The sequence below is a fragment of the Natronomonas sp. genome, from assembly GCF_046710025.1.
In the GTDB taxonomy this organism is placed as follows: Archaea; Halobacteriota; Halobacteria; order Halobacteriales; family Haloarculaceae; genus Natronomonas.
This window is the reverse complement of the sequence record NZ_JBKEGK010000026.1, coordinates 1-19,118: the sequence shown is the minus strand read 5'-3', so window position 1 is coordinate 19,118 and position 19,118 is coordinate 1. Positions and strand designations below refer to the sequence as shown.

The 19,118-nt window shown below is 65.0% G+C and carries 18 protein-coding genes and 1 pseudogene; 14 read left to right on the top strand and 5 right to left on the bottom strand.

What is annotated here, in order from left to right:
• The 5 genes and pseudogenes from ACI944_RS03375 to ACI944_RS03355 all read left to right on the top strand — a co-directional run.
• Positions 1-437: pseudogene (locus tag ACI944_RS03375) on the top strand (magnesium chelatase); the annotation flags it as partial.
• Between the two features lie 2 nt (positions 438-439).
• Positions 440-1,030, top strand: coding sequence for a hypothetical protein (locus ACI944_RS03370; RefSeq protein WP_411717665.1), 591 nt, complete (start codon positions 440-442; stop codon positions 1,028-1,030).
• A complete protein-coding gene (locus tag ACI944_RS03365; RefSeq protein ID WP_411717664.1) occupies positions 1,027-1,962 on the top strand; it encodes a hypothetical protein in 936 nt (311 codons plus the stop codon). Before ACI944_RS03370 ends, ACI944_RS03365 begins: the two co-directional genes overlap by 4 nt.
• 134 nt (positions 1,963-2,096) lie before the next feature.
• Positions 2,097-3,059, top strand: coding sequence for an AAA family ATPase (locus ACI944_RS03360; protein ID WP_411717663.1), 963 nt, complete (start codon positions 2,097-2,099; stop codon positions 3,057-3,059).
• A 4-nt stretch (positions 3,060-3,063) separates the two neighbouring features.
• Positions 3,064-3,918, top strand: a complete 855-nt coding sequence (locus tag ACI944_RS03355) for a DUF58 domain-containing protein (protein ID WP_411717662.1) — start codon at positions 3,064-3,066, stop codon at positions 3,916-3,918.
• A 14-nt stretch (positions 3,919-3,932) separates the two neighbouring features.
• Here ACI944_RS03355 and ACI944_RS03350 read toward each other — a convergent pair whose 3' ends face one another.
• The gene (locus ACI944_RS03350; protein WP_411717661.1) at positions 3,933-4,892 is read right to left on the bottom strand and encodes a transcriptional regulator; all 960 of its coding nucleotides are present in this window, start codon (positions 4,890-4,892) and stop codon (positions 3,933-3,935) included.
• 120 nt (positions 4,893-5,012) lie between these two features.
• Here ACI944_RS03350 and ACI944_RS03345 point away from each other — a divergent pair, with 120 nt between their 5' ends.
• A complete protein-coding gene (locus tag ACI944_RS03345) occupies positions 5,013-6,281 on the top strand; it encodes a DUF1743 domain-containing protein (RefSeq protein WP_411717666.1) in 1,269 nt (422 codons plus the stop codon).
• A 12-nt stretch (positions 6,282-6,293) separates the two neighbouring features.
• On the opposite strand, the gene ACI944_RS03340 is transcribed toward ACI944_RS03345, so the two are convergent.
• The gene (locus ACI944_RS03340; RefSeq protein ID WP_411717660.1) at positions 6,294-7,367 is read right to left on the bottom strand and encodes a pyridoxal-phosphate dependent enzyme; all 1,074 of its coding nucleotides are present in this window, start codon (positions 7,365-7,367) and stop codon (positions 6,294-6,296) included.
• Positions 7,368-7,552: 185 nt separating this feature from the next.
• Positions 7,553-8,509 (bottom strand): succinylglutamate desuccinylase/aspartoacylase family protein, encoded by a 957-nt coding sequence (locus tag ACI944_RS03335; RefSeq protein ID WP_411717659.1) that lies wholly within the window; start codon positions 8,507-8,509, stop codon positions 7,553-7,555.
• Between the two features lie 147 nt (positions 8,510-8,656).
• Between ACI944_RS03335 and citZ the strand changes: the two genes are divergently transcribed.
• The 3 genes from citZ to ACI944_RS03320 all read left to right on the top strand — a co-directional run bounded on the left by citZ (position 8,657) and on the right by ACI944_RS03320 (position 11,903).
• A complete protein-coding gene (citZ, locus tag ACI944_RS03330; RefSeq protein ID WP_411717658.1) occupies positions 8,657-9,793 on the top strand; it encodes a citrate synthase in 1,137 nt (378 codons plus the stop codon).
• A 63-nt stretch (positions 9,794-9,856) separates the two neighbouring features.
• Positions 9,857-10,732 (top strand): serine/threonine-protein kinase Rio1, encoded by an 876-nt coding sequence (gene rio1, locus ACI944_RS03325; RefSeq protein WP_411717657.1) that lies wholly within the window; start codon positions 9,857-9,859, stop codon positions 10,730-10,732.
• A 31-nt stretch (positions 10,733-10,763) separates the two neighbouring features.
• Positions 10,764-11,903: a nicotinate phosphoribosyltransferase gene (locus tag ACI944_RS03320; RefSeq protein ID WP_411717656.1), complete on the top strand. Its 1,140-nt coding sequence runs from the start codon at positions 10,764-10,766 to the stop codon at positions 11,901-11,903.
• A gap of 22 nt (positions 11,904-11,925) precedes the next feature.
• Here the strand turns inward: ACI944_RS03320 and ACI944_RS03315 are convergent, their stop codons facing one another.
• Positions 11,926-12,204, bottom strand: coding sequence for a MarR family transcriptional regulator (locus ACI944_RS03315; protein WP_411717655.1), 279 nt, complete (start codon positions 12,202-12,204; stop codon positions 11,926-11,928).
• A gap of 168 nt (positions 12,205-12,372) precedes the next feature.
• Between ACI944_RS03315 and ACI944_RS03310 the strand changes: the two genes are divergently transcribed.
• From ACI944_RS03310 to ACI944_RS03290, 5 genes are all read left to right on the top strand, one after another.
• A complete protein-coding gene (locus ACI944_RS03310) occupies positions 12,373-13,083 on the top strand; it encodes a class I SAM-dependent methyltransferase (RefSeq protein ID WP_411717654.1) in 711 nt (236 codons plus the stop codon).
• Between the two features lie 60 nt (positions 13,084-13,143).
• On the top strand, positions 13,144-14,043 hold the full coding sequence (locus ACI944_RS03305; RefSeq protein ID WP_411717653.1) for a glycosyltransferase family 2 protein: 900 nt from the start codon (positions 13,144-13,146) through the stop codon (positions 14,041-14,043).
• Between the two features lie 92 nt (positions 14,044-14,135).
• Positions 14,136-15,716, top strand: coding sequence for a thermosome subunit alpha (gene thsA, locus ACI944_RS03300; protein ID WP_411717652.1), 1,581 nt, complete (start codon positions 14,136-14,138; stop codon positions 15,714-15,716).
• Between the two features lie 597 nt (positions 15,717-16,313).
• A complete protein-coding gene (locus ACI944_RS03295; protein ID WP_411717651.1) occupies positions 16,314-17,267 on the top strand; it encodes a DUF4382 domain-containing protein in 954 nt (317 codons plus the stop codon).
• A 152-nt stretch (positions 17,268-17,419) separates the two neighbouring features.
• The gene (locus tag ACI944_RS03290; RefSeq protein ID WP_411717650.1) at positions 17,420-18,142 is read left to right on the top strand and encodes an SDR family NAD(P)-dependent oxidoreductase; all 723 of its coding nucleotides are present in this window, start codon (positions 17,420-17,422) and stop codon (positions 18,140-18,142) included.
• On the opposite strand, the gene ACI944_RS03285 is transcribed toward ACI944_RS03290, so the two are convergent.
• The gene (locus tag ACI944_RS03285; protein ID WP_411717649.1) at positions 18,143-18,784 is read right to left on the bottom strand and encodes an NfeD family protein; all 642 of its coding nucleotides are present in this window, start codon (positions 18,782-18,784) and stop codon (positions 18,143-18,145) included.
• Positions 18,785-19,118 lie beyond the last annotated feature (334 nt).

Here is a 19,118-nt window from a genome sequence, read left to right as displayed (position 1 = left end):
ACGTGGCCTCGGTGGACGACGCCAGCCGTGGCACGGAGGCGAGGGTGGTCTACCGCGGGCCGACCCGGCCGACCGGGACGGATCTGGATTTCGTTCGGACCGACACCGAGCGGTTCGAAGCTACGTTCACGCCGGAGGCGGTCGGCTACGGCTCGGTGCTCGACGCCGAGTACGCCGTGAACTACGCCGAGGAGTACGGGGCGGTGGGGCAGGCGTCGGCGGTCGAGGCGGCCATCGACCGAACCGGGGGGCGGGCGTTCAGGTCCTCGGAGGCGGCCGCAATCGCCGAGTTCACCCGGAGCGAGGCGACCCGCGAGCGCGCAATCCAGCGCTCGTTCGGGTGGGTGTTGCTCGCGCTCGCGCTTCTCGTCTACCTCGGCGAGGTCGCCGCGCGTCGCCTGGGAGAAATATATAGTCTCGGAGATGTGATATCGTAGCCATGGGATACATCGGCGGTAACATCGACACGACGGTGCTCATCGCCCTCCTCGTTGCGGCCGGCGGGCTCGTCGGTACGACCGCGGTGTACCAGGCCGCGAGTTCGGAACTGCAGTCGACGAACTCCGACCTGGAGGCCGAAAACGAGGCGTTGCAGGCGGAGCTAGAGGAGACCGAGGCGACACTTGAGACGAGAGAGCAGGAACTTAACGAAACCCGAGAGTCCCTCAGGACGAGAGAGCAGGACCGCGAGCAACTTCTCGACCAACTTGATAGGACTGAGGCTGAACTCAGTGCGACCGAAGCGGAGTTAGCGTCGACCGAGGGCAGCCTCGCCGAGGCGAGAGCGGAGGTGCGCCGGGCGCAGTCGGAACTTCAGGAGGCCGAGGACGAACTGGCCGATGCGAGGGCGCGAGTCGACGAGTTGGAAGAGGAGAAGGCCGAGCTTGAGGACGACATCGACGATCTGGAGAGTGATGTCTCAAGCTTGAATAGCGAAGTCTCGGCGCTCGAAAGCGAGAACTCGGATCTCAGAGAAGAAAATAGTCAATTAGAGTCAGATCTTGAGCAGTGTCAGACGAGCGGATCATGAGCGAACCCCAGCAACAGGCAGTCAATGCCGACCGCGAGCCACACCCCCGCGAGGAACTGCTCGCGGCCGTCTCGGAGATCAGCCGGGAGGCCAAGAAGGCGGCGTTCCTGCAGGCCGCCCTCGACGCGATGTTGGTCTTTGTCGTCCTCCGGCTGGCCCTCCAGCTCACCCCGGTCGGGGACGGTTCGGGGGCGCTCGTCTCGGTGCCGATTCCCGGCGGCCTCGCCGGCGCGCTCAGCGGGGTCGGCATTATTCTCCCCGATCCAGTGACCGTAACGGGGGCCGGGGCCGCGACTGTCCTGACCGCGGTGTCGTGGTTCGTCGCCGACGCCTTCCTCCGGTACGATCGACTCGGCGTCGAGCGGTTCGAGGCGGACAACCCGGTCGTCGAGGAGGCGCTTCGGACGGCCAGGGACACCGCGGAGGGCGACGTCGACAACCCGGTAGCGGTAGAGCTCTACCGGGAGGTGCTCGGGCGGCTTGAGGACACCTCCAGCCGGGCGTTTGTGCAGCGTCGGCAGCTCGTCGCCGTCGTGGTCGGGCTCGCACTCGTCAGCGCCGCGACTGTCGGCGTGGCAGGGCTCGGGTTGTCACCGATCGGTACCGGCGGCGACGCGGATGTGGGAACGGTCGGGGGGGCTGGCGGCGGCGGCGGTGCGGGCGGCGAGTCGTCCGGCTCGGGCGGGGGGGAGGACCTCCTCGGCGAGGAGGGCGAGGTCGAGCGCGGCACGGATGACCGGTCGCTCCAGTTGCGCGGCGAAGGCGAGGGACAGGCCGGCGGAGGCGGCGACTACAGCGGCGGCTCCTTCGACGCTGATCCGGGGCGTGTTGAGGCCTCCCGCGCGGAGTTTAGCGAGGAAGAGCGTCCCGAAGATGCCGAGCTCGTGCGGGCGTACACGGAACGGATCCGGGGCGGTGGGACCGATGAATGAGAGCACGCAAGCGGCGACAGGGTGGAGCTTGTCGACGGGTGAGCGACCGTCGATGGAGCTGCCCTTGGGCGAGCGCGCGTCGGCGATGGACATCGAAGAGCGGACCGGCGACGAACTGGAGGAGGCAAACACGCATGAGTGATCACGCTACGGCCGAGGACATCGAGATCGATATCGAGACGGCACAGGCGCGGATACAGCGCGTCGAGACGGAGATCGACGAGCGGATCGTCGGCCAAGACGCGGTCGTCAGACAGCTACTGGTCTGTCTCCTGACCGACGGTAACGCCCTTCTTGAAGGGGCGCCGGGGCTCGGCAAAACACTCCTGATCCGAACGCTCGCCGAGACCGTCGACCTCTCGTTTTCGCGCATCCAGAACACCCCGGACCTGATGCCGTCCGACATCACCGGGACGGAGGTCATCCGCGAGTCGGGCAACGACCGCGTTTTCGTCTTCGAGGAGGGGCCGGTGTTCGCGAACGTCGTGTTGGCCGACGAGATCAACCGGGCGACGCCGAAGACCCAGGCCGCTCTCTTGGAAGCGATGGAGGAAGGGCAGGTCACCGCGGGCGGGGAGACGCGGGCGCTCCCGGAGCCGTTCTTTGTTCTCGCGACGCAGAACCCGATCGATCAAGAGGGTACCTACCCGCTGCCGGAGGCTCAGCGGGATCGATTCACGATGAAGATCACGATCGAGCCGCCGGCCTTCGAGGAAGAGTTGACGATCGTCAACCGATACACGGGAACGATCGAGTCCGCACCGCCGATCGAGACGGTCATGACCGGCACCGAACTGCGAGCAATCCAGAAACTCGTCAGGGAAGTGCCGATCGCCGACGATATCAGGGAGCGGGCGGTCAGACTCGTCGCCGACACGAGGGCGGCCGATCAACTCGAATACGGCGCCAGCCCGCGGGCGAGCATGGCGCTCGTCGTCGGCGGGAAGGCGCGGGCGCTGCTCGACGGGCGGGCCTACGTGAGCGAGAGCGACATCGAAGCTATCGCCCAGCCCGTGTTGCGCCACCGCGTCGTCGTGGACTTCCGGGCCGAGCGGGACGGCGTGACACCGGACGACGTGATCGCGGAGTTGCTCTGAACCGATGGCGATCGATCCCGAGTTCCTGACGGAGCTTGATCGCTTCGACGCGACGATCGACCGCCGGAGCTCGGCGCTCCAGCGCGGCGAGCAGCGCTCGACGGAGATCGGCGAAGGACTCGTCTTCAGCGACCACCGGCAGTACGTCCCCGGCGACGACACGCGGCTCATCGACTGGACGGTGTACGCCCGAAGCGACGAACTGTACATCAGGCAGTTCGAGACCGAGCGAAACCTCACCGTCCACGTCCTTCTCGACCGAAGCGAATCGATGGCCTTCGCCGACCGGTCGAAGTTCGATTTCGCCGGGAAGATCGGCCTCGGCTACTGTTATCTGTTCGCCTCTGAACACAACGACTTCCGGCTGTCGGCGTTCGGCGACCGCCACGAGCGTCTCGATTCGGGCGCGTCGACGACCGGGGCGTTGCTCCCGGTGATCGATCGACTGAACGAGGTCGAGTTGCGCGGGCAGGCTGACGTTGAGGCGGCACTATCGGAGTACGCTGAGACGATCGCCTCCAGATCACTCGTGGTGATTGCCAGCGATTGTCTCCTCGAACCGGAAGCCTTCGAGGCGGCCCTCGGCACACTTTCGGATCACACGGTCGTCGTCGTCCATACTGTCGCCCCCGAGGAACTATCGCCGCCGGTCGATGGCGAGACGATCTTCGAGGGACTCGAAACGGAGACGAGTCTCCGGACGTACTTCAGCCCGCGAAAACAGCGACGGTACAAGGATCGTCTGGAGTCCCACTGGGACGCCATCGAGTCGGCGACGGTCGCACAGGGTGGCGAGTACGTTCGCGTCACGACCGACGAACCGTTCTACGAGGCGTTCGAGCGCGCGTGGATCGGGTAGCTCCTGAGGGCCGTTCAGGCTTCGAGTTCGCTGCGGTCGCGGATTAGATTCTCGAGCTCTTCGGGATCGTTGAGGCGCTCGAACTCCTCCCGTTCGATGAGCGCGGTCCCGTCGACGGAGTCGCGTTTGGCTCGGTCGACGACGTACACCGATCGGGTTTCGGTCACCCGGCCGACCGAGGACATGATCCGCGCGCGCTTCTCGGCCGTTCTGGTGAACTCCGAGTGACCCGTAAGCATCCGTCGTTCGCGGGACTCGTCCTCGCTGACCGTTTTAAACGGAGCCCGTGACGTGGGGTGGACCTCGAAGCCGACGCGGGTGAGTACCGTCACGATGTGGGCGTCATCGGGGTCCGCTTCCGGTTCCTCCGGGTCCTCGCCCCCGTCGTGGACGTCCTCGGCGCCGTCCAACACCTCCACGGGGCTCGCGAGCGGCCGATCGAAGATGTCCTCTAGTTCCGCCGCGACCTCGACGCTCGCGTTCATTCCGTCCTCGTACTTCGAGACGGTCCGGCGTGAGACGCCGAGTTCGTTCGCCAGTTTTCCGAGCGACATCTCCTCGTTCGATCGGACTTCCGAGAGCAGATCGCCGTCGATGTTGACGTACAGCCCGCCCGGGGCCGCATAGATCAACGGCGGGACCTTCTCTATGAACAGGTCCATCGCCGTGTCGGGCGAGAACACCGGGACCCCGTGTCTGAAGTAGACCACGCCCGGGTCCAACTCCTCGTCGCGCGTCCGAAGGCCGATGACGAGCGGCGTCGCGTCGAGATACTCCCCGAGACGACGCATCTCGGCCCCGGTGTAGCCGTCGAAGGCATCGATGTTTGCGAGCAGTTTCAACAGGAGCACGTCGTCACCACGTCGAGCCGCGATGTCGAAGCTCTTCGGACGAATCGCACACCGGTCACTCACCGTAAACCCGGCGTCCTCGAGCATCGCGGTGATGTTGCCGACCAGTGCGGATCGGGACATAAAGGTATATAGACGCTTTCCCATTTAAATCAGTTTCCCCGCGGGCGGGCGATTCGGCGATTAAATCTGGCCGGAGGTCGCATCGAAACGCCGTTAGCCGAGGGGTGCCTACCGGTGGCTGTGACCATCATCGGGATCGACGACACGGACTCCCGCGAACGGGGAATGTGTACAACATACATCGCCGATACGGTCGCACGGCGCCTCAAGTGCCGCGGTGCGACCGTCGAGCGGGTCCTGTTGATCCGGTGTAATCCCGCTGTCGAATATAAAACACGGGGGAACGCAGCGCTCGCGATCCACACAGACGCGTCGGTCGAGACAGCCTTCCAAGCTGCCAGCCGAACTATCGACGACGTCGCCGAGACGAGCGACGACCGAACCAATCCGGGTCTCGTCGTCGCTCCGGGCGATCCCGACCGCGTCCCGGAAGCAGTCGTCAGGTTCGCCCGAGACGCGGTCGATGACCACCTCACCCGGGCGGCCGCGCAGACGCTCGCCGACCGCGTCGGGTATCGACGTCACGGCTGGAAGAACGGGCGCGGGATCATCGGCGCGCTCACCGCCATCGGGGCGTGGCAGGCGTTCGGGGAGTGGACCTACGAGCGGATCACCTATCGCGAGCCGTCGCGGTGGGGAACCGACCGAGCGGTCGATCCCGACAGCGTCTTTGAGGCGGCTGATGCCCGCTACCCGGCGGTCTGGGACACCGTCGATCGTGGCACCGGCGAAGTCGTCTGTGTCCCCCGCACGCCGGGACCGATCCTATACGGCATCCGCGGGGACAATCCTGAAGCGTGTCAGGCCGTCGCCGAGGGGATCGAGAGCGAGCCGGTCGACCGCGCGAGGACGTTTTGCACGAACCAGGGGACCGACGGCCACCTGCGGGACGGAACGCTCGAAAGCGTTCGTGACGGGTACGCCTACCGACTCGACGGTTGTGTTCTCAGCGCCCCGGAGACGCGTCGCGGCGGACACGTCTTCTTCGGGGTCGGCGACGACGAACGGACCATCGACTGCGTCGCGTTCGAGCCGACCAAGCGGTTCCGCAATCGGGTCCGTGACCTCCACGTTGGCGACCGCGTCACCGTCTGCGGCGAGGTGAGCGACGGGACGCTGAAACTCGAGAAGTTCGCCATCCGCGGGCTCATCACGACCGAACCGACGACGCCGACCTGCCCCGAGTGCGGTCGGACGATGGAATCGGCCGGCAGCGGCCAGGGCTACCGGTGTCGGGACTGTGACACCTCGTCGCCGGGCACGGTCGACCGCCCGATCGAGCGCGATCTTGAAGTCGGCTGGTACGAGGTCCCACCGCGGGCGCGGCGACACATCGCCAAACCGCTCATCAGAGGCGGGTTCGACGGGCCAACGCACCCGGAGCGATGACCGCTGACTGGCTCACGTCTTGAGCCCGCTTCCGGATAGCGCGACGACAACGTCGTCGGTCGGATCGATGACACCCTCTCGGCGGAATGTTTCGAGCGCCGCGGGCGCGACTGCACAGGTCGGTTCGGTGTAAAACCCCTCGGCGTGAAGCCGATCGAGTTCGGTTTCGACCGCGCCCTCGGAAACCGCGATGGCGTCGCCACCGGAGTCCCCGATCGCCTCGAGGATCGCGTCGGCCTGCACCGGGTCGCGAATCCGGATTCCGTCCGCCGCCTCGTTGTCGCCGGTGGCCGCCTCCGTGCCGTGAAGCGCTTTCGCGATCGGGGCGTACCCGGCTGCTTGCGCGCCCAGAAGCGCCGGCATCCGGTCGATCCAGCCCGCTTCGAGCAGCGAGGCGAAGCCGCGGTACGCGCCCAGAAACATTGTTCCGTGTCCGAGCGGCATCACGACCGCATCTGGAGCCGACCAGTTGCGCTGGTGGGCGATCTCGTAAGCCATCGTGGCCGTTCCGGCGAAGAATGCCGGGGCCCACGCGTGGCTCGCATACCAGCCATCGCCGGCGTTGACGGCGTCGACACACGCGGCCGTCACGTCTCCGCGATCCCCCTCGATGCGGACGATGTCGGCCCCCGTACGCCGGATCGCCCGCAGCTTAGACGCCTTTGCCGTGGCCGGAACGTAGATAGTCGCCGGAATACCCGCTCTGGCGGCGTAGGTGGCGATCGCCGCGCCGGCGTTTCCGGAGGAGTCCTCGAGCACCCGATCGACGCCGAGTTCGACCGCGCGCGAGATCGTGGTGGTCGCCCCTCGATCCTTGAACGACCCCGTCGGAAACACGTAGTCGAGTTTGAACGTCGCCTCCCACGCCGGTGCGTCGACGAGGGGCGTATACCCCTCGCCGAGCGAGACCCGACGTGGGATCGGAATGAACGCTGAAAAGGCCCACAGCCCGTCTCGCGGATCGATGTCGGCCTCTCCCGGGGTTGCGGTCGGGAGGGGCCGTTCGGCGAACCGGAGGGGCGATCCGCAACGGCATCGCCACCGGTCGCTGTACGTGTCGCCACACGTCGGACAGCGAAGCGTCATGCCGGAGCGTAGGCTGGCAGTTGCCTGTGGCTTTCGGTTAGGCAAGCAGGCGGGATCAGGGGTCCGGCGGCAATTTCCCGCGCTACGGCCTCGGTTGGCCGCCGGCCGTGTCTCACGTCACGCGGTAGTCTGGCCGCGTTCGAGTATATAAACAATCGGACGGAGGAAAGGATCGTTCGGCTCGGTCAGCACTCGTCGATATTCGTCCCGACCGAACAGACGTACTCGCCGGTCGCCACCTGTGGGAGTCGTCGATGGCGCCAGAGGATGCCCTTCGAGTCGGCGGTCACCTCCGCTTTGACCGTGCCAAACGGATCGGTGATACTAAATAGCGTGTCGCCGCGCTCGACCTCGTCACCGAGGTCGAACTCGAAACTCACGAGACCACCCGCCGGAGAGCCGTACTGCTCGAAGTTGGACGCGCGGGTCTGTGGAGCGGTCGTAACCTCGCCGCCGAGGAATCCGTAGTGATAGAGGACGTTGAAGACGCCCTTGACGCCTTTCTGGATCGACGTTTCGTCCCACCCGACAGCGCCGCCGAGTTCGGGATCGATCGTTGGGACGCCCTCGTCGGGGCCGGCGCGCGCGAGCTGCCCGTCGGGGCCCTTCAAATCGAGAATATATCCGCAGTCGAACACCTTGGCGAGTTCGAGACAGTCCCGGTGAAGCCGGTGTCTGGTGCCACACCGGACTCGGGTCTCGTTTATCATGCACGAGGTCGATCCCTGATGGAGATCAAGCGCGAGATCCGCCCGCGTCACGGCCTCGAAGACCGCGGCGGCGATCCGCTCGGAGGCCGTCCCCGACTCGTTGCCCGGGAACGTCCGGTTGAGCTTCGTGTCGTCGATCGGGTTTCGGTGTTCGCCGACAAGGAAGCCATAGTAGTTGGCGATGCCAACGATCAGGATCTCTCCGGCTATCTCTTCGGGGTCGAGTTGCGGTACGACGCGGCGGATGACCCCCAGTCCGTTGAGTTCGTCTCCGTCAGAGACCGCCTGCATGAACAATGTCTTGCCATCGCGGCGGCCGTTGATAACCGCAACTGGAAGTCCGACGTCGGAGCCATCGCGTGCTTCGCCGACCGGGAGCCGCCCGATATCCATCTCGCCGGGCGGTGCGCTCGCGGTGCCGAGGGTCGTCATTACTAAAATTCGTATCGTGACCGTTATTAGACCTACTGATAACCGCCGGAGTTTCCGCCACCGACATGCCATTTGGGCGACGGGAATGGTAACAATCGTTCATGCAAACGGTAACCCTTTTCTTCCGTCCATAGGAATCGACAGCATATGACCGAGGAGCTGAAAAAAGGGTTGGAAGGTGTTCTGGTCGCTGAATCGTCGTTAAGTTTCATCGACGGCGAGGCCGGAGAGCTTGTATACCGCGGGTACACGATCGATGATCTCGCCCGGAACGCGAGCTTCGAGGAGGTCCTGTACCTGCTTTGGCACGGCCAGTTGCCGGCCGCCGAGGAACTCTCCGTGTTCGAGTCTTCGATGGCCGAGGAACGCAGCCTCAACGACGGCGTCCACCGGCTCGTCCGCGAACTCGCCGAGGCCGACGAGGAGCCGATGGCAGCGCTTCGGACCATCGTCTCGAACCTCTCCGCGTACGACCCCGACGTCGACGCGGAGCCGACCGACGAGGCGGCGAACCTCCGGAAGGGACGCCGGATCACGGCGAAGATCCCGACCGCGCTCGCGGCCTTCTCGCGGATTCGCGACGGCGAGGATCCGATTGCCCCCCGCGAGGATCTCGATCACGCGAGCAATTTCCTGTACATGCTCAACGGCGAGGAGCCCGACGACGTCCTCGCGGAAACGTTCGACATGGCGCTCGTGCTCCACGCCGATCACGGCCTGAACGCCTCGACGTTTTCGGCGACGGTGACTGCCTCGACGCTCTCTGACCTCCACGCGTCGGTCACGTCCGCGGTCGGGACGCTTTCCGGGAGTCTCCACGGCGGCGCGAATCAAGACGTGATGCAGGCGCTTTTCGAACTCGACGACTCCGGAAAGGATCCGGTTGAGTGGGTTGAGGACCGCCTCGACGCGGGCGATCGCGTCCCCGGTTTCGGCCACCGCGTCTACAGCGTCAAGGACCCGCGCGCGAAGATCCTTTCCGGCGAGTCCGAGGCCCTCGGTGAGGCCGCCGGAACGCCACACTGGCACGACTACTCGGTCGCGATCGAGGAGTACCTCACAGAGGAGAAGGGCCTCGCGCCGAACGTCGACTTTTACTCGTCGTCGACGTACTACCAGATGGGAATCCCGGTCGACATCTACACGCCCATCTTCGCGATGAGCCGCGTCGGCGGCTGGATTGCTCACATCCTCGAACAGTACGACGACAACCGACTCATCCGGCCGCGCGCCCGCTACGTCGGCCCCAAGGACCTGTCGGTCACGCCGATCGACGACCGATAGGGCGCGACCGGAGGACGCCACTGACCGGTGCCCATTTCAATCGCCGGGGCGTATTCACGATGAATGAGCGAGGAGTACGGCCTGCTCGAACCTGAGGATGGGGTCGACGGCGACGAGTGGGGAGACATCGACGTCGCCGACACGGACGCCGACCGCATCGCCCGCCGGCAGGACCGGGAGTTCCTCGAGTTCCGAAAACGGATCAAAAACACCGAGCAGTTCAAAGTCGAGGCGTCGGTCTTCGACGACGCGACGCTGGGAGCGCTGTACAAGCTCGTCCAAGACGGCCACATCGACGCCTTCGGCGGCCCGATTTCGACTGGCAAGGAGGCGAACGTCTACACGGCGTTAGCCCCCGACGGCGAGGTCGCGGTGAAGGTGTACCGGATCAACGCTTCGGACTTTCAGCACATGCGGGAGTATCTCGACGGGGACCCCCGCTTCGAGGGGATCGGTTCGGACAAAAAGAAGGTTGTAGTCGCGTGGACGAAAAAGGAGTTTGCGAACCTCGAGCGGGCGCGGAAGGCCGGCGTCAGGGTGCCGGAACCGATCGCGATGGAGCGGAACGTCTTGGTGATGGAGTACCTCGGCGGGGAGGCTCAACGCGCAAAGCGGCTCAACGAGGTCGACATCGAGAACCCCGAGACGGCCCTTGGAGTCGTCCGCGAGTACATGCGTCGACTCTACGCCGCCGGGTTGATTCACGGTGATCTCTCGGAGTACAACCTCGTCATCCATGAGGGCGAACTCTGCCTGCTCGATTTGGGCCAGGCGGTCACGGTCCACCACCCAAACAGCCGGGAGTTCCTCGAGCGGGACTGTCACAACGTCGCAGCCTTCTTTGGCCGGCAGGGATTCGCGGTCGACGAGGACGCCCTCCTCGAGGCGGTCACGGAACCGACCCCCGACCCCTCCGGGGACGGCGACCCCGAAGAGTAGCTTTTTCGAGCAGCCGGCAAGACGTGTTAGTATGTTCGACATCGTTCCGGAGGCCGCCATCGCGGAGGGGCGGGCGACGGACGCGTACTTTTTGCGGACGGAGGAAGCCTTAGAACACGCCGACCGGAACCCGCACGTCGTCGCCGAGGTGACAGCCGACCAGTTCCCGACCGGGGCGTTTGAGCTGTTTGCCGGGGTGGCCGATGCCGCCGGGCTGCTGGAGGGGCGGACCGTTGATGCCGACGCCCTCCCCGAAGGGACGCTGTTCGACGGCGGCCCAGTACTGCGGGTTGAGGGGCCCTACCTCGAGTTCGCACGGCTCGAAACGTCACTGCTCGGATTCCTCTCACAGTCCTCGGCCATGGCGACAGCCGCGCTGGAGGCCCGGCGGGCCGCCCCCGAGACGTCGCTTTTGAGCTTCGGAGCCAGACACGTCCACCCCTCCATCGCGGGGACGGTCGATAGGAGTGCTCTCATCGGGGGGTTCGAGGGCTTCTCGCACGTCGCCGCCGGTGACCTGATAGACCGGGACGCCTCGGGAACGATGCCGCACGCGCTGATGCTCTGTTTCGGGCCGGGGAATCAAGAGGACGCCTGGCGCGCGTTCGACGAGGCTGTCGCCCCGGACGTGCCGCGCATCGCGCTGTGTGATACCTTCGACGACGAGGTCGATGAGGCCGTCCGGGCCGCGGAGTTGGGGTTCGACAGCGTCCGACTCGACACCACTGGCTCGCGACGCGGCGACTTCCGGCATATCATCCGGGAGACGCGGTGGAAACTCGATGCGGCCGGCCATGACGACGTGGACATCTTCGTCAGCGGGGGTATCACGCCGGCGACGATACGGGAGCTCCGGGACGTCGCCGACGGCTTCGGCGTTGGGAGCTATATCACGAACGCCAACCCCATCGATTTCGCTCTCGATATCGTCGAGGTCGACGGCGAATCGACGGCGAAGCGGGGAAAGCTCCCCGGCTCAAAAGCCGTCTATCGGACCGCGGAAGGCGGACACCACATCGGGGCGGCCGACGCCGACGCGCCGGCCGATGCCGACTCGCTGTTGGAGCCGCTCATCCGCGACGGCGAGGCCGTCACGACGTTCGACCTCGAGACGGCCGCCGAGCGGGCGAGCGCCGACGCTCGACGGGTCGGGTTCGACGGGACGGAGTGACGGTCGGAGACTCCCTAGACGACTACGCGACGAGGAAGTACACCTGTTTTCGCGCGTCGTGGAAGGAGTACCGCGACTCGACGAGGGACTCTTCTTCGAGACGGTTGAGCGCGTAACGGACAGTCCGATCCGGCAGGAGCGATTCCTCGGCAAGTTGCCCCTGTGAGAGAGGCTTGGCGTCCTCAAGTACCTTCGCGACCAACTTGGCGCTGGGGGGGAGTTCCCGGAGCGTCTCGCGGAACTCCGGATCTGCGAGTGGCGATTCGGCTTGGCGTGAGCGGTCCTCCGTGGTGGTGCTCATACTAGCGTGTGCACGGAACACACGTGTAAACGTTCGCTATATGTATAACAAAACAATACAGAGAATCAAGGTGTATAATGAGTCCTTATATATTCGAAATCGGGGCCGGGCCGTCCGGCACCGCGCATCCACATCCTTTTATAATCGAGGCGGGTCGACCGGCATAGTGTGAAGGGACAGGAGTGGTATCAGGAGAGCGACGTCGCGGAGTCCTACGAGGACAAGCGGTTCTCCGGCGGCGGCCGTTTTATCGATCGCCGCGAGAAGGAGGCCGTCCTGGACGCTCTCGGTCCGGTGGAAGACAAGCGTGTCCTCGAGGTGGCCTGTGGAACTGGTCGGTTCACCGTCATGCTCGCCGACCGCGGTGCCGACATCGTCGGGATGGACATCTCCGAGGCAATGTTAGAACAGGGCCGGCGGAAAGCCCGTTCGGTCGGCGTCGACGGATCGCTGTCGTTCATGCAGGGTGACGCCGGGCGGTTGCCGTTCCCGGACAATCACTTCGATTCCGTGTTCGCGATGCGGTTTTTTCACCTCGCCCCCGACCCCGAGGGATTCATCGCTGAGATGCGACGGGTCGCGAAGGGACAGGTGTTTTTCGACACGTTCAAGCGCTATTCCGCCCGATCGACGTACAACTGGGCGCTCCCGATGGGGTCGCGGCTGTACTCCGAACGGGAGGCAATGGAACTCATCGTCGGTGCCGGCCTCGAACTCGCCGAGGCCGACCACGATTTCGTTCTCCCCTACGGATTTTACCGGGCGATCCCGAGGTGGGTCGCCCGGCCGTTCCGGGCCGCGGATACAGCGATTCGCGGGACCGAAATCGGCGATCGGATCGCGACCGTCTCCTACTGGAACGCCCGCGTTCCAGAGTGACCGTCGTGAAAGCGGCGCACAAACACGGCACTTTTGACGGTCGGCAACGCTATTTCCGATATGGATGTCTCGGTAGTGGTCCCGACGCTAAACGACCGCGATCAGTTGCGGGGCTGTCTTGAGTCGATCGCCGGCGAGGGGGCCCATGAGGTCGTCGTGGTCAACGGACCGTCTACCGACGGCACGAGTGGGATGGTGCGCGAGCGGACCGACGTCGACGTCTTGGTGGAGATCGACGAGCGAAACGTCAACGTCGCCAGAAACGCCGGATTGGATCGGTCCCGAGGCGACGCTGTCGGGTTCCTCGCGCCGACGATGGCGGTCGAGCCGGGGTGGCTCGAAGCGGTTCGGGAGGCGCTCTCCAGGGCCGACGCTGTCACCGGCCCGACACACGAGCGGCTTGACGCCGGTGTCGCGACCGATACGGTCGAATCTAGGCGGATCCGTGGCCGGCAGGTCACATACTTCAACGGCGGCAACGTCGCGTTCACCCGAGAGCTCCTGGCAGAACTCGATGGGTTCGACGAGTACCTCGCGGTGGGTGGCGCCCGCGATGCAGCCCATCGGGTCGCCGGGATCGGCTCCGAGGTCGATTGGTCGGCCGGAATGTGCGTCGCACAGGAGGCTGCCACGGACGGCGGAACGACCGAACGAGACTGGCGGGCACGGTACCGCTCACTCGCCTATCGGCTGGCCAAGAATTACGGCATCCACCCGACGGTCCAGTTTCGGACGCTTCGGCACGCAGGGGCTGACGCGGCCGGGGCGCTCCGGGATGTCATCCGGGGGGAGGCCAAGCCGACGTCCTGGTTCGGAAACGGCCGGGAGGTTGCCCTCGGCGGAGGCCGCGGGTACGTCGATGGGCTCTGGGCCCGCTACACCGACCCGAACCCCAGCCGGAACCCACGGGGGCTCTCAGCGCGAGCCGACCGGGCGGTCGCGATCCACGACCGCCGGTAAAAACCCACCGGAATCCGACCCCTCGAAGCCCCACCGTGTCCCGGCTGTTACGAAGGTTTTATATAGAACCGCTGACGACATATTAACTGAACATGTCACAGCAGATGCGTCAGCGACGCGGACAGCCGCTTTTCATTCTCAACGAGGACAGCGAACGCACCCGGGGCAAGGACGCCCAGTCGTCGAACATCACCGCCGGGAAGGCCGTCAGTGAGTCGGTACGCACGACGCTCGGCCCGCGCGGGATGGACAAGATGCTCGTTTCGGACTCCGGGGACGTCGTCATCACGAACGACGGTGCGACGATCCTCCAGGAGATGGACATCGAGCACCCCGCGGCTCAGATGATCGTCGAGGTCGCCGAGACACAGGAGGAGGAGGTCGGCGACGGGACGACGACCGCCTCCGTGCTCGCGGGACAGCTGCTCGCCCAAGCCGAGGACCTCATCGACGACGACATTCACCCGACGACGATCGTCGAAGGGTATCAAGAGGCCGCCAGCCTCGCCGTCGAGGCCATCGCGGACATCACGCTTGCGGACGATCTCGACGATGAGAGCCTCGCCGCGGTCGCCGAGTCGTCCATGACCGGTAAGGGGACCGGCGACATGGACGCCGCAGCCCTCGCCGAAACAGTCGTTGCCGCGGTCCAGCAGGTCCGAAGCGACGACGTCGTCGATCGCGACGCCATCACGCTTCGAACGCAGACCGGGGCCGGCGCATCGGCCACCGAACTCGTCCAAGGCGTCATCAGCGAAGAGGAGCCGCTCCACGATGACATGCCGACGGCCGTCGAGGACGCTTCTATCGGGGTCTTCGACCTCGATCTTGAGGTCCAAGAGGCCGAGATCGACGCCGAGTACGATATCACCGATGTCGACCAGCTGAACGCCGCAATCGAGGCCGAGGAGTCCGAACTCCGCGGCTACGCCGAAACCGTCGCCGACGCCGGCGTCGACGTCGCGTTCGTCACGGGCGACGTTGACGACCTCGTCGCATCGTACCTCGCCAAGAAGGGCGTCCTCGCATTCGACTCCGTCGACGACGACGAGGCCCGCTCGATCGCCCGCGCGACCGGCGCCCTGACCGTCGGCACGCTGAACGACTTCGAGAGCGACGACCTCGGCAACGCTGAGGCCGTCCGTGTCAACTCCTTCGGCGACGACGACCTCGCGTTCGTCGAGGGCGGCGCAGCAGCCGAGACCGTCACAGTCTTTGCCCGTGGCGGCACCGAGCACGTCGCCGACGAACTCGAGCGCGCGCTCAGGGATGCGCTGGACGTCGTCACCGCCGCACTCGACGCCGGCGGCGTCGTCCCCGGCGCCGGCGCGACCGAGATCGCGATCGCCGATCACATCCGGACCAGCGTCGCGAGCGTCGAAGGTCGAAAACAGCTCGCCATCGAGGCGTTCGCGGACGCCGTCGATGTCCTGCCGCGGACGCTCGCTGAGAACACCGGCATGGACCCGATCGACGCCCTGGTTGAACTCCGATCGACCCACGACGCCGAGGGCCGCGCGGGTCTCATCAGTGAGGGGCAATCCGGGGACGTCGGCGACCCCGTCGAGCACGGCATCCTCGACCCCGCCGCGGTCAAGCACGAGGCTGTCGAATCCGCCACTGAGGCGGCGACGATGATCGCCCGTATCGACGACGTCATTTCCGCCGAGTAACCGCGCCCGCCACTGCGTCATTTTTTCACTGGGATACACCCGTAGCTACCGAGGTATTACCTAAAGCCGGGGACGCGGCAAGCTATACGGTGGAAAGCGGAGCCGAGAGGAGTAACGAAGGTCGTGACCACGGTCAATGATCGTGCGTTTCCCGGCTCCATTCGTCTGTATAACGCGTAAAGACACACTATTTATGCTAATTCCCAGCTATTTAGACTCGGGTTATGGTATAAATACCCTTCAATTCTAACCGGTCAGCCCATCGGAAATACGTATCTGAGCACGTGCCGATGGTAGTTCGGACTCTATTGAAGACGTATCAGGAACGCAATGAGGGCGAGGGCGAGGCGGTGGGGGAACAGTAACTCAACTTTCGTGGGCGCGTTGGAATGGCGGAGCCGCGTGGCGGTGGCAGTACGATCTGTGGGTGTCACCCACATCCAGGGCGCGCCGACACCGACTGTCCCCAGATAGTGCGTCTACGTCGGCCGATGAATAATTTTTCCTTGAGCGCGTGTACTATAATCTATGTTAGGGGGCCCGATCGCCACGACAATCGGCCAGAAGGGATATGCTGTCGGATAGGGTTCGTTCGGTATGGACCGACGACGGTATCTCGAAGCGCTCGGCACGGTCGTTTCGACCGGCGCATTGGCCGGTTGTACGGGTAGCGGAAACGGAAATACATCGCCCGGTGGCGGCGACGACAGCGGTAATGGAGGTAGTAACACGACTGACACGTATGGGACCCTCTCGACAAGCGTTACTGACCAGCCGAACGACATCGGCGACTTCGAGTCGCTCGTCGTGACGATCGAGGGGATCTGGGTCAAACCCGTCGGCACGGGCGAGGAAGGGTACGAAACCCCGGACAGCGAGGGTGACGACACCTCGGAAAACGAGGACGGAACGGCAACGGACGGCGACACCGATACCGCAACCGGGGACGGCAACGGTGACGGCCAAGCCGGGGATAACGACGGGGACGGAGACGACGACGGTGATATCGACGAGGACGAGGGCGACGAGGGCGATGTCGGCGAGAGCGCCGGGCGTGAGTACATCGAGTTCGAGAATACCCAGGAGGCGGACCTCGTCGAACTGCAGGGCGGCGAGACCAGACTCGTCGGCGAGACGGAACTCGAGGGTGGCGAGTACGAGTATCTTCAGTTGGACGTGAGCGGGACGACCGGCGTCCTCGTGGAAGGCAGCGAGGAGGCGACCGTCGAGACACCCGGGTCCGCTCCGCTGCAATTCAAACAGGCGTTCGAGATCCGGGCCGGAGAGACGACACACTTCATCGCCGACTTCGCGCCGTTTCGACGTGGGAACGGGACGTACCTCATCCGGCCGGTGGCGAGTGGGACGGAAGTCCGCTACGGTGATGGTCCGGGTGTCGGGGCGGAAGACAGTGATAGCGAAGAGGGTGATAGCGAAGACGGCGGAGACGAGAGCACGGACGACAGCGACAGGGATAACGGAGCCGCAAACGAGGACACACCGAACGGCTCTGAAACGGATGGGAACGGCCCCTCCGGGGCCGCGTACTGAAGCGATCTACGGCGCATATAGATAGGACAATTGTGATCGGTGGCCCGCGAGCGTCACTTCGAACCGACGCTCGTCGAGGAGTACTCACGACGCTCTATACTACGGGATTCGAACCCCCCCGCGTTTTTGTCGTCGCCGACAGAGAGAGAGACATGGGACGGCTCAACGACGAAACGGTGATCGTGACCGGGGCGAGTCGGGGATTGGGCGCGTCGATGGCCGGGCGGATCGCTCGCGAGGGGGCGAACACAGTTTTAGCCGCGCGGAGTCGGGGGGATCTTGAGGCGGTCGCCGAGGCTGCCGACGGCGAGACGCTCGTCGTCCCCACGGACGTGACCGACGAGGGTGATGTCAAGATGCTCGCCGAGGAAGCGATCGAGTCCTACGGCGACCTCACCGGTCTCGTCAACAACGCGGCTATTGGCATGTTGAGCCTCTACGACGAGTTGCGCAACGTCACGGCGGTCGAGGTCGACGACTGGCGGCAGATCATGGATGTAAACGTCACCGGAGCGTTCCTCTGCTCGAAACACGCCGCCCGGAACATGGAGTCAGGCAACGTGATCAACATCTCCTCGGGGCTCGGCCGTCGTGGGTCAGCGGGATGGGGACCATACGTCGCCTCGAAGTGGGCCTTAGAGGGCTTTTCGCGGACGCTTGCCCTCGAACTCGAACCCGATATCAACGTCAACTGTCTCGATCCCGGCAGCCGCGTCGAAACGGGGTTTTGGGACCACCTCGACGCGGAGGAGCGCGAGTCGATCCCCGATCCCGACGTGATGGACGACGCCGCGGTGTCGCTTCTGGAACAGACGTCGGGTGGCGTCACGGGCGACTCGATGCCGGCAGACGAGTGGGAGGCGCGGCTCGGCTGATCAGGCCGGTTCGCCGTCGCGGTCGCGGTCGTCGTCCGCCGTTCTGTCCTCCCGTTTGCGCTCGCGGTCGGTAGGATTGCTTTTTTCGCTGTCGTCGGGATCGCTCACCTCGCCATCGCGGCGCGCACGTTCGGCTGCGAGTTCGCGATCGATGTCGTCCTCGAAGGCCGAGACGGATTCGACGGTCAGGACGTTACCCCCGCCGGGGTCGACGACCATCACCTCCTCACCCTCCGCTATCTCTCCGTCAAGCGCTCGAGCCTGGTAGTAGGGGTTGAAACCACCGCCCTCAAGCTTTATTTCGCCGTCGCTTCTCGTGACGTGCTGGGTGACGAGGCCAGTCTTGCCCCGGAGAGACGCCGAGTCGCTGGTCTGTCCGGACCCCTTGCCGCCGTAGAAATCGAACTGTCGGTAGCCGTACAGCGCCGCCCCGCCGGCCACGAGAACGACCGCGGCGAGCACGATCGGAAGCGCCGCCGCGGGGAGGAAGCTGCCGATCAAGAGTCCGGCGAGTCCCGCCGCGAGTAGCGCGATTCCGACGACGATGAAGTGGGCGCCGGGGGCAAATGCTTCCATAACCATCAGCGCCGCCCCGAGGAGGACGAGAGTAAACGGCACTGACAGCCCGAACAGTTCCGCCATAGTTTCGGTAAGGCCGCCCGGTGGTTAACGCTTCGGACGACGAGTGTGAGACCGGGACAGCGTCCGATCCGGTTCGAGCCACTTCCTCGTCATTGTCGCGTGTATGCCCTCGCCATTCGACCCCTCCTCAACCCTCCGCAATGGCCAACAGTACCGATCGATTCGCAGTACTCACCTCCGGGTCCTGATGGCTGTTCGGTTCAGCGCGGCTACCCCAGTATCAGCCGTGAAATAATGAACAGCGTGAGGACGACGCCAAGCAAAACGAAAACGGTGTTCTCAAGCGACGGCGACCCCGGTTCGATCGGTTCGCTCCGCTCCTGTTCCGCCGCGG